The 9,120-nt window shown below is 69.7% G+C and carries 8 protein-coding genes; 2 read left to right on the top strand and 6 right to left on the bottom strand.

Going from position 1 to position 9,120, the window contains the following annotated elements; genetic code table 11:
• Window positions 1-27: 27 nt before the first annotated feature.
• Complete coding sequence (locus ACFHNC_RS19330) at window positions 28-1,644, bottom strand: long-chain-fatty-acid--CoA ligase (RefSeq protein WP_437170878.1); 1,617 nt, start codon at window positions 1,642-1,644, stop codon at window positions 28-30.
• Window positions 1,645-1,767: 123 nt separating this feature from the next.
• On the opposite strand from ACFHNC_RS19330, the gene ACFHNC_RS19325 reads away from it, so the two are divergent.
• Complete coding sequence (locus tag ACFHNC_RS19325; protein ID WP_437170877.1) at window positions 1,768-3,444, top strand: stimulus-sensing domain-containing protein; 1,677 nt, start codon at window positions 1,768-1,770, stop codon at window positions 3,442-3,444.
• Here ACFHNC_RS19325 and ACFHNC_RS19320 read toward each other — a convergent pair.
• The 3 genes from ACFHNC_RS19320 to ACFHNC_RS19310 are packed head-to-tail and all read right to left on the bottom strand — an operon-like array spanning window position 3,419 to window position 5,861.
• Complete coding sequence (locus ACFHNC_RS19320; protein WP_437170876.1) at window positions 3,419-3,859, bottom strand: hypothetical protein; 441 nt, start codon at window positions 3,857-3,859, stop codon at window positions 3,419-3,421. The genes ACFHNC_RS19325 and ACFHNC_RS19320 overlap by 26 nt on opposite strands.
• Window positions 3,856-4,593, bottom strand: coding sequence for a DUF2786 domain-containing protein (locus ACFHNC_RS19315; RefSeq protein WP_437170875.1), 738 nt, complete (start codon window positions 4,591-4,593; stop codon window positions 3,856-3,858). The genes ACFHNC_RS19320 and ACFHNC_RS19315 overlap by 4 nt, the downstream gene beginning before the upstream one ends.
• A 32-nt stretch (window positions 4,594-4,625) precedes the next feature.
• Complete coding sequence (locus ACFHNC_RS19310) at window positions 4,626-5,861, bottom strand: argininosuccinate synthase (RefSeq protein WP_437170874.1); 1,236 nt, start codon at window positions 5,859-5,861, stop codon at window positions 4,626-4,628.
• Window positions 5,862-6,012: 151 nt separating this feature from the next.
• On the opposite strand from ACFHNC_RS19310, the gene ACFHNC_RS19305 reads away from it, so the two are divergent.
• Window positions 6,013-7,047, top strand: a complete 1,035-nt coding sequence (locus ACFHNC_RS19305; RefSeq protein WP_437170873.1) for a hypothetical protein — start codon at window positions 6,013-6,015, stop codon at window positions 7,045-7,047.
• A 15-nt stretch (window positions 7,048-7,062) separates the two neighbouring features.
• On the opposite strand, the gene ACFHNC_RS19300 is transcribed toward ACFHNC_RS19305, so the two are convergent.
• Window positions 7,063-8,568: a tripartite tricarboxylate transporter permease gene (locus ACFHNC_RS19300; RefSeq protein ID WP_437170872.1), complete on the bottom strand. Its 1,506-nt coding sequence runs from the start codon at window positions 8,566-8,568 to the stop codon at window positions 7,063-7,065.
• The gene (locus tag ACFHNC_RS19295) at window positions 8,565-9,080 is read right to left on the bottom strand and encodes a tripartite tricarboxylate transporter TctB family protein (protein WP_437170871.1); all 516 of its coding nucleotides are present in this window, start codon (window positions 9,078-9,080) and stop codon (window positions 8,565-8,567) included. Before ACFHNC_RS19295 ends, ACFHNC_RS19300 begins: the two co-directional genes overlap by 4 nt.
• Between the last annotated feature and the right edge of the window lie 40 nt (window positions 9,081-9,120).

Below are 9,120 nucleotides of genomic sequence, written 5' to 3'. Positions count from 1 at the left end.
TAAGCCAGATAAGAGTTAGCCCAGGGGTTATGGCACGCCGAAATACCCCGCGAACTGCTCCCGCAGCTTCGTCTTCAGGATCTTGCCGGTGGCGGTGTGCGGAATTTCCTCCACCACCACGACATCATCCGGCAGCCACCATTTCGCGACATGCGGCGCGAGGTGCGCCACCATCCCCTCCCGCGTTACCTCCCGCCCCGGCTTGGCCACCACCACCAGCAGCGGCCGTTCGTCCCATTTCGGGTGGCGCGCCGCCACCACCGCGGCCTCCGCCACATCCGGGTGGCCCATCGCCAGATTCTCCAATGCGATTGAGGAAATCCACTCGCCGCCGGATTTGATCACGTCCTTGGTGCGGTCGGTGATGTGCATGTAGCCGGCGGGATCGATGGTCGCGACATCGCCGGTCTCGAACCAGCCATCTTCCGTCAGCGCGTTGCCGGTCCGGAAATAACCGCGCGTCACGGTGGGGCCGCGGACCTGCAGGTTGCCGAAGGTCACCCCGTCCCAGGGTTTCTCCACGCCGTCATCGCCGACGATCCGCATATCCACGGTGAAGGGCGGAAAACCCTGGGTTTCCTGCAAATCCAGCACGCCTTCCGCATCCCGCCCCGCCACTTCCGGCTTCACACCGCAGATGGTGCCGATCGGGCTGGTCTCGGTCATGCCCCAGGCATGCACCACATGGATGCCGCGCTGCTCGAAGGCCGCGGTCAGCGCGCGCGGGCAGGCGGAGCCGCCGATCACCACGCGTTTCAGCGTCGAAAGCTCGCCGCCCGTCGCCTCCATATGCTGCAACAGACCGAGCCAGACGGTGGGCACGGCGGCGGTGAAGGTGACGCCTTCCTCCTGCATCAGCCCGTGCAGGGAGGCGCCGTCCAGCTTCGGTCCGGGCAGCACCAGCCCGGCGCCGGTCAGCGGCGCGACGAAGGGCAGGCACCAGCCATTGGCGTGGAACATCGGCACCACCGGCATCACCCGGTCCATCGCCGACAGCCCCATCATGTCCGGCGCCGCCACGGCCAGGGCGTGCAGCAGGTTGGAGCGGTGCGAATACAGCACGCCCTTCGGCTCGCCGGTGGTGCCGGAGGTGTAGCAGAGGCCGGCGGCGGCGTTCTCCTCGCCGGGCAGCCAGGCGAAGTCGCCATCGGCCTCGGCCAGCCAGGATTCGTAGTCCACGGCGCCGGGCAGGCTGGTGGCGGGCATGTGGGCCGCATCCGTCAGCACGACGTAGCGCGAGATGTGGGGCAGCTTCGCCGCGATGCCCTCCGCCAACGCCACGAAGCTGAGGTCCAGGAACATCAGCCGGCTTTCGGCGTGGTTCAGGATCCAGGCGATCTGGTCCGGGAACAGGCGCGGGTTCAGCGTGTGATAGATGGCACCGGCGCCGGTGATGCCGTACCAGGCCTCGATATGGCGCCAGGTGTTCCAGGCCAGCGTCGCCACGCGGTCACCGGGCTGCACCCCCTCCCGCACCAGGCGCTGCGCCAAGGCGAGCGACCGGCGGCGCAGCGTGACGTAATCCGTGCGATGGATCGGCCCCTCCACGCTGCGGCTGACCACCGCGCGGCCGCCATGGTGGCGGGCGGCGTGGTCGATCAGCCGGTGGATCCGAAGCGGCCAGTCCTGCATCAGCCCGAGCATCGCATTCCCCCTGGATTCTTGGGGTGAAGTCTTGGCCCTTCGCGGCCGCCACGCAACCGCCATGGCCTTGGTGCAGCCTCCCGCGTTACCTTCCCGCAAGCAGCACCAGGAAACCGCAAACCCATGCCCGATGTGGGCGGCGCCTCCCCTCCCCCCGTCACGGAAAAGCGGCGCCGGCGCTGGCTCTCGCCGCTGCTGCGCCGCATCCTGCTGATGAATGCCCTGCCACCGGCCCTGCTGGCGGCCACGCTGCTGTATCTGGACCAGTACCAGAACGGCCTGCTGGCGGCGGAGGTCGAGTCGCTCCGCACCCAGGCGCGCATCTACGCCGCCGCGATCGGCGAGGCCGCCGCCCGCCCGCGGGACGACCGCACCATCCTGGTGCCGGAAGCCGCCCGCCCGCTGCTGCGCCGCCTGGTGGAGCCATCGCCCAACACCCAGGCTCGGCTGTTCGACAATACCGGCCTGCTGGTCGCCGATAGCCGCGTGCGCGAAGGCCCCGGCGGCGCCATCGTCACCGAACCGCTGCCCCCGCCGGAGCCGCGTGACGCCTTCGCCGGCACCATCGCCGGCATCTATGAACGCGTGCTGACCATCCTGCCGCGCGGCGCGCAGGACCAGATGCTGGTGGATGTGAACCCCAACGCGCCGTCCTTCGACTGGCAGCCCGAATTCGGCGGCACCAGCAGCCCCGATCGGCGGGAGGAGCTGCGCCTGGCGCTGGAAGGCGGCGTGCGCCCCTATATCCGCCGCACCGCGGATGGCCGCCTGCTGGTCTCCGTCGCCGAGCCCGCCCGCAGCGGCGCCGCCTCCGTCGGCATCGTGCTGCTGACGCGGGAGGCGCGGGAGGTGGATGCGCGGCTGCTGGATATCCGCGTCTCCGTCCTGGCGCTGTTCTCCCTGGCGCTGATCCTGACGGTGCTGCTGTCGCTGTATCTGTCGCGCACCATCGCGACGCCAATCCTGCAACTCGCCAGCGCCGCCGCCGCAATGCGTGAGGGTGAGGGCCGCGGCGGCAGCGTCCCCGCCCCCCTGCTGCGGCGGGAGGATGAGATCGGCGTGCTGGCGCGGGATTTGCAAACCGCCGCGCGCGCGCTGTGGGCGCGGATCGACGCCAATGAACGCTTCGCGGCGGATGTGGCGCATGAACTCCGCAACCCGCTGACCAGCGTGCGGTCCGCCATCGAGACGCTGCGGCGGATCGAGGACCCGGTGAAGCAGCGCCGGCTGCTGGCGATCATTTCCGACGATGCGGTGCGGATGGACCGGCTGATCAACGACATCGCCGACAGTTCACGGGTGGATGCGGAGCTGTCGCGCACCATCGCGACGCCGGTCGATGTCGCCCCCATCCTCGGCGCGCTGGGCGAGCTGCACGCCGCGACCCGGGATGAGGAGGACCCGACGCTGGAGATCGAGGCGCCCACGGAAGGCCTGGTGGTGCGCGGCGTGGAGGGGCGGCTGGTGCAGGTGTTCCGCAACCTGATCGGCAACGCCATCTCCTTCAGCCCGAAGGGCGGGCATGTGGTGATGCGGGCGCGCAATGCGGGCCAGGTGGTGGAATTCATCGTCGAGGACCAGGGCCCCGGCATCCCCGACGCCAAGTTGGAATCGATCTTCGACCGCTTCTACAGCGAACGCCCGACCGGGGAGATGTTCGGCCAGCATTCCGGCCTCGGCCTGTCGATCTCGCGGCAGATCGTCGAGGGGCTGCGCGGCAAGATCGCGGCGGAGAACCGGCGCGATGCGAGCGGCGCCATCCTGGGCGCCCGCTTCATCGTCCGTCTGCCGGCGAAGTAAGCAAGGCGGGGCGCGCCGCGGGGTTCCAGGGGATGCTGGCGGCGGCCAGGGACGCCGCCAGCATGGCCCGGTCCAGCCGCGCATGGCGCACCAGCAGGCCCACATAAAGGCCGACGAAATCCGGGCCATGGTCGCCGGGCCTGCCGTCGTCGCGATCGTCCAGCGCATGCGCGATTTCGTGTAGCAGCACCCAGCTCGGCAATTCCGCCGGCGCCTCGATCGCCAGGCGGCTGCCGGTGGCCAGCGTCACGCGGGTGGCCTTGCGGGGGCGGATGCGGGGCGGCCAGCGCAGGCCTTCCGCGGCCCAGACATGATCGATGATCGCCTGCATCTGCGCGAAGGGCACGCGGGATTTGTCGAGTGGCGCGACCACCCGATCCTCCCAGGCATAGACCCGGCGCGCATCCGCTTTCATCCGCGCGGCAGCACCCGCCGCCCGGCGCCCTCGCCGACCGGCCGTTCCAGGCTGACCCGCCCGCCCGCAGCCTGCCCCTGCCGATAGGCGCCACGGTCGGAGACGCGCCGCGTGGTGGAGCGCGACCGCAGGCGGATGCCGAGATCGCGGAAGGCGTCGTCGATCCGCCGTTCCTTCGCGACCACCAAGGCGGTGCCGGTGCTGCCAGGCTGCTGCGCCGCGGCCTCCGCCGCCCCCCGGTGCTCGGCGATCTCGTCCAACCGGGAGGAAACGCGCTCGGCAAAGCCATAGCGGAAGCTGCGGAGGCGCTGCTGCGGCGCTTGGCGGCTGCGGCGATAGGGCTCGCTCGCCCGAAAAGCCGCTTCCTCATTGTCCACGGCGCCGGCCACCAGGTGCAGCAGGTACTCGCCCATCAGCACATCCGGCTCCAGCCCGAACAGCACCAGATTGCCGCGGCCATTGGTCCAGCCGCGGGTGCCGGTCAGGCGGATCACCGCCATGAAGATGATGGCCACCGCCTGCAACCGCGGCCCGGTGATGGTGACCTGGCGCTGCAGGCAGGCTTCCTGCCGCAGCTCCACCTCGGACATGGTGAGGCCATAGACCTCAAGCAGTTCGCCCACCTTTTGGGCCGCGATCAGCGCCTCGGCTTCCGAGCATCCGCGGTCGATGGTCTTGGCGGCGAGGGCGCGGATGCGGCCCTTCACCTTTTCCAGCTCCGTCTGCTGGCTCATCCGCGCGGCCCCCTCGGGACGGGCGAGTTGCCCTACAGGGCGCCGCCCTTCCGGCCTGCCATGGCGCCCAGCCGCAGCCGCAGCGCGTTAAGCTTGATGAAGCCCTGGGCATCGAACTGGTCGTAGGCGCCCTGGTCGTCCTCGAAAGTCACGTGCTTCATCGAATACAGGCTGTTCGGAGACTTCCGGCCATCAACGATGGTGTTGCCCTTGTACAGCTTGAGGCGGACGGTGCCGCTGACGCTGTGCTGGCTTTCATCGATCAGCGCCTGCAGCATCCGACGCTCCGGGCTGAACCAGAAGCCGTTGTAGATGATCTCCGCATAGCGCGGCATCAGGCTGTCCTTGAGGTGGCAGGCCTCACGATCCAGCGTGATGGATTCCATGGCGCGATGCGCCGTGTGCAGGATGGTGCCGCCCGGCGTCTCGTAGCAGCCGCGGGACTTCATGCCGACGAAGCGGTTCTCCACCAGGTCGAGCCGGCCGATGCCGTTCTCCTTGCCCAGCGCGTTCAGCCTGGTCAGCAGCGTGGCCGGGGACATGCGTTCGCCATTGATGCCGACCGCGTCGCCGCGTTCGAACTCGATGGTGATTTCCGTCACCTTGTCCGGCGCGTCCACCGGGCTGACGGTGCGCTGCCAGACCATCTCATCAGGCGCGTCCCAGGGCTCCTCCAGGATTTTCCCCTCCGAAGAGGAATGCAGCAGGTTGGCGTCGACCGAGAACGGGCTTTCGCCGCGCTTGTCCTTGGCGATCGGGATCTGGTGCTGCTCGGCGAAGCTGATCAGCGCGGTGCGGCTGGTCAGTTCCCATTCGCGCCAGGGTGCGATGATCTTGATGTCGGGCTTCAGCGCGTAATAGCTGAGCTCGAAGCGCACCTGGTCGTTGCCCTTGCCGGTGGCGCCATGTGACACGGCATCCGCCCCAACCTGCTCCGCAATCTCGATCTGGCGCTGGGAGATCAGCGGCCGGGCGATCGAGGTGCCGAGCAGGTAGCAGCCCTCATACAGCGCGTTGGCGCGGAACATCGGGAAGACGAAGTCCTTCACGAAGGTCTCGCGCAGGTCGTCGACGAAGATGTTCTCGGGCTTGATACCGAGCAGCAGCGCCTTGTCGCGTGCCGGGCCCAGCTCCTCGCCCTGGCCGAGGTCGGCAGTGAAGGTCACCACCTCACAGTTATAGGTGGTCTGCAACCACTTCAGGATCACGCTGGTGTCGAGCCCGCCGGAATAGGCGAGCACGACCTTCTTCACGTCCTTGACGCGCATCGGGGGTCCCCTGGTCGGCCGGGATCGGCAGCTTGCGCCACCGCCCGGGAAAGGGGGCGGAACATGCCGGTCCTGCCGCCGCGGGGCAAGGGAGCGCGGCATGATTCTCGCTGGACAGGCCGCGTACGGTCTGGTTCCATTGAATCACGGTATGTTGAAGATTCCTCTCCTCTTCGTGCTGAGCCTCCTACCCCAGGCCTTGGCCGGGGCACCGGCGCACGCCCAGCCGGCGCTTCTGGACCCAAGCCAGGTGCCGCATGTGGGTGAGGGCGGCCGCGCGGATTACCGCCAATTCCTGATGCAGCCGGTGCCTCGGGCCTATGCCCTGGCCCGCAACGGCGCCTGGGGCTGGGCCGCGGCCATCGACAATGATGCCGGGGCCACCACACAGCGGGCGCTGGCCAATTGTGCCGCCTATGGTGGCAGTGACTGCCGCATCTACGCGCAGGATCTGGCCGTGGTCTGGCCGGAGGGGGCGGCGCCCGCCCCTGTCGCCCCCACCGCACCCCTGGCGGGCGGGCCGGGCTGGTCGATGGTGCCGGATGAGCGCTTCCTGTGGCAGGGGGCGCAGGCGGCCCGCGGTGCCTATCTCTGGGCGCATGGCCGCGCCGCCGGCGGTGCCGATAGCCGCGGCAGCCAACCGCAGCCACATGCCCGCGCCTTCAACAATGCCGGCTACGACGTGCTGCGCCTGGACCGGGACCCGGAGACGGATGAGACGGAGGCGGGGGCGGAGCGCATGCGCCTGGCACTCGCCGCACTCCGCGCCCGTGGCTATGCCCGCGTGGTGGCCGCCGGGCAGTCGCGCGGTGCCTGGGATGCGCTGTCCGCCCTGGATGCGCCGGGCCGGGCCGATGCCGTGATCGCCATCGCCCCCGCCGCCCACGGCCCCACCGGCAGCCCGGCGCACGCCTGGGCGCTGGATGACCTGTCCCGCATCGTCAATGCGGCACAGGCGCCGACCACGCGGGTTGTCGTCGCCACCTTCGACGGTGATGAATACGCCCCCGACCCGCCCGGCCGCGCCGCCACCTTCGCACGCCTGGCGCCGCGCACCGGGGCTTTGCTGCTGCTGGACCGGCCGCAGGGGCTGCACGGCCATGGCGCCGGCGGCGATGGCCGCTTTACCCTGCGCTATGCCGCCTGCCTGCTGGATTTCGCCGAAGGGCGCCGCACAGGCTGCTGATCAAGCAGCCACGCTTCAAGCAGGCCGGCGCCGGAACACCCCCATCACCCGCGGCACGAAGCCCGGTATCGCCCAGGCCACCGCCAGCAGAGTCAGCACGCACAGCGCCATGCTGATCGGCCGGGTGAAGAAGGGGGAGATGTCGCCGCCGGTCAGCACCAGGCCGCGCAGCAGGTTCTTGTCCAGCAGGTCCCCCAGCACGATGCCCAGCACCAGCGGCGCCATCGGAAAGCGCAGTTCGCGCAGGATGAAGCCCACCAGACCCGCGCCGAGCATCACCCAGATATCGAACAGCCGGGAGGTGATGGCGAAGGCCCCCACCGTGCACAGCACGAAAACGATGGGCATCAGCCGCGCGCGCGGGATCAGCAGCACCCAGAGCAGCGGCTTCACCAGGATCAGCCCATAGACCAGCTTCACCATGTCCGCGATCACCAGCATGGCGACGATCTGGTAGATGAATTCCGGCGCGGTGATCGCCAGCATCGGCCCCGGGTTCAGCCCGTGGATCATCATCGCCGCCATCAGCACCGCCGCCGGGGCGGAGCCGGGCACGGCCAGCGTCAGCACCGGGATGATGGCGCCAGGCACGCAGGCGCTTTCGCCCGTCTCCGCCGCCATCAGCCCCTCGACGCTGCCCTTGCCGTACAGTTCCTTCTCCTTCGAGGCGCGCTTGGCGGCGGCGTAGCTGGTCCAGGCGGCGATATCCTCGCCCAGTCCCGGCATGGCGCCGATGAAGGTGCCGAGCGCGCCGGAGCGCAGGATGGTGCGCCAATACTGCGTCACGTCGCGGATGCGCGGGATGACGCTGTCCACCTTGGCGGAAACCGCGCGCACCGCCGGCCCGCGCATGGCGTTCAGCACCTCGGACACGCCGAAGACACCCACCAGCACCGGCAACAGCCCCAGCCCGCCCGCAAGATCTGAATTGCCGAAGGCGAAGCGGGGATAGGCGTGATTGGTCTCCTGCCCGATCGTCGCCACCAGCAGGCCGAGGAAGCCGGCGATGTAGCCCTTCAGGGGGTCGCCGCCCGAGAGGCTGCCGGCGATGACGATGCCGAACAGCGCCACCCAGAACATCTCGTAGCTGCCGAATTGCAGCGCGAATTCGCCGAAGCTCGGCGCGAACATCGCCAGGATCAGCGTGCCGAACAGCGTGCCGCACCAGGACCCCAGCGTGGAGATACCCATGGCCCGCCCCGCCAGCCCCTGCTTGGCCAGCGGAAAGCCATCCAGCGTCGAGGCCGCGGAGGCCGGCGTGCCGGGAATGTTCAGCAGGATGGCGGAGCGGCTGCCGCCATAGATCGCGCCGACATAGACGCAGACCAGCACCAGCATGGCCACCTGCGGCCCCATGGTGAAGGTCAGCGTGGTCAGCAGCGCGACGCCCATGGTGGCCGTCAGCCCTGGCAGCGCGCCGACGATGATGCCGATCAGCACCGCCCAGAAGGCATGGAAGACGGCGCCGCCTTGGAGTACATGGGCGAAGCCGTCGCCCAGCATGGTGATCGGGTTGTTCACGGTAGCCGCACGAGGAAGATCCGCTCAAAGACCAGCGTGACGAGGCCGCCGGCGACCAGGCCCAACACCGCCGCTTCCACCAGCCGCCGCACGCGCCCGACCGGGCCGGCCGGCCATTCGAAGGCGGCGGTGAAGGCGAAGACGAACAGCGAGGTCGCCATCCAGAACGGCACCCGCCCCACCAGCACGCCCGCATACAGCACGCCGAGCAGCGCGGCGGTGCCGAGCTGGCGCACATCCTCCCCGCTCCAGGCGCGGGATTGCCGCGCGCCCGGCTTCAGCGCGCCGCGCCGAATGGCGCGCAGGCCGAGCAGCACGGAGAGCAGCGCCAGCACCGTGCCATGGAAGCCGGGCACGATGCCGGGCGCGGTCAGGCCGGTGCCGGATTGCTCGATGAAGGTCGGCATCCGCCAGGCCAGCGCCATCACGCCCAGGCCAATGGCCAGCAGCACCGCCGCCGTCGCGAGGTCCACCCGCGGCGGCAGCGGTTCACGGTCGCTGGCCCCGCTCAAAGCCGGCCCCCGATCAAAGACGGCCCACGCTCAAAGACGG

Origin of the sequence: Falsiroseomonas sp. E2-1-a4 (assembly GCF_051433165.1) — a bacterium.
Classification (GTDB): domain Bacteria; phylum Pseudomonadota; class Alphaproteobacteria; order Acetobacterales; family Acetobacteraceae; genus Falsiroseomonas.
The sequence above is the reverse complement of the archived record's forward strand: the minus strand, read 5'-3'. Positions and strand labels throughout refer to the sequence as shown.

Coding starts and splice junctions, on each gene's coding strand:
- ACFHNC_RS19320 (WP_437170876.1), bottom strand. CDS start 3,859: ATGAAAGCGGATGCGCGCCGGGTCTATGCCTGGGAGGATCGGGTGGTC.
- ACFHNC_RS19305 (WP_437170873.1), top strand. CDS start 6,013: ATGTTGAAGATTCCTCTCCTCTTCGTGCTGAGCCTCCTACCCCAGGCC.
- ACFHNC_RS19330 (WP_437170878.1), bottom strand. CDS start 1,644: ATGCTCGGGCTGATGCAGGACTGGCCGCTTCGGATCCACCGGCTGATC.
- ACFHNC_RS19310 (WP_437170874.1), bottom strand. CDS start 5,861: ATGCGCGTCAAGGACGTGAAGAAGGTCGTGCTCGCCTATTCCGGCGGG.
- ACFHNC_RS19325 (WP_437170877.1), top strand. CDS start 1,768: ATGCCCGATGTGGGCGGCGCCTCCCCTCCCCCCGTCACGGAAAAGCGG.
- ACFHNC_RS19315 (WP_437170875.1), bottom strand. CDS start 4,593: ATGAGCCAGCAGACGGAGCTGGAAAAGGTGAAGGGCCGCATCCGCGCC.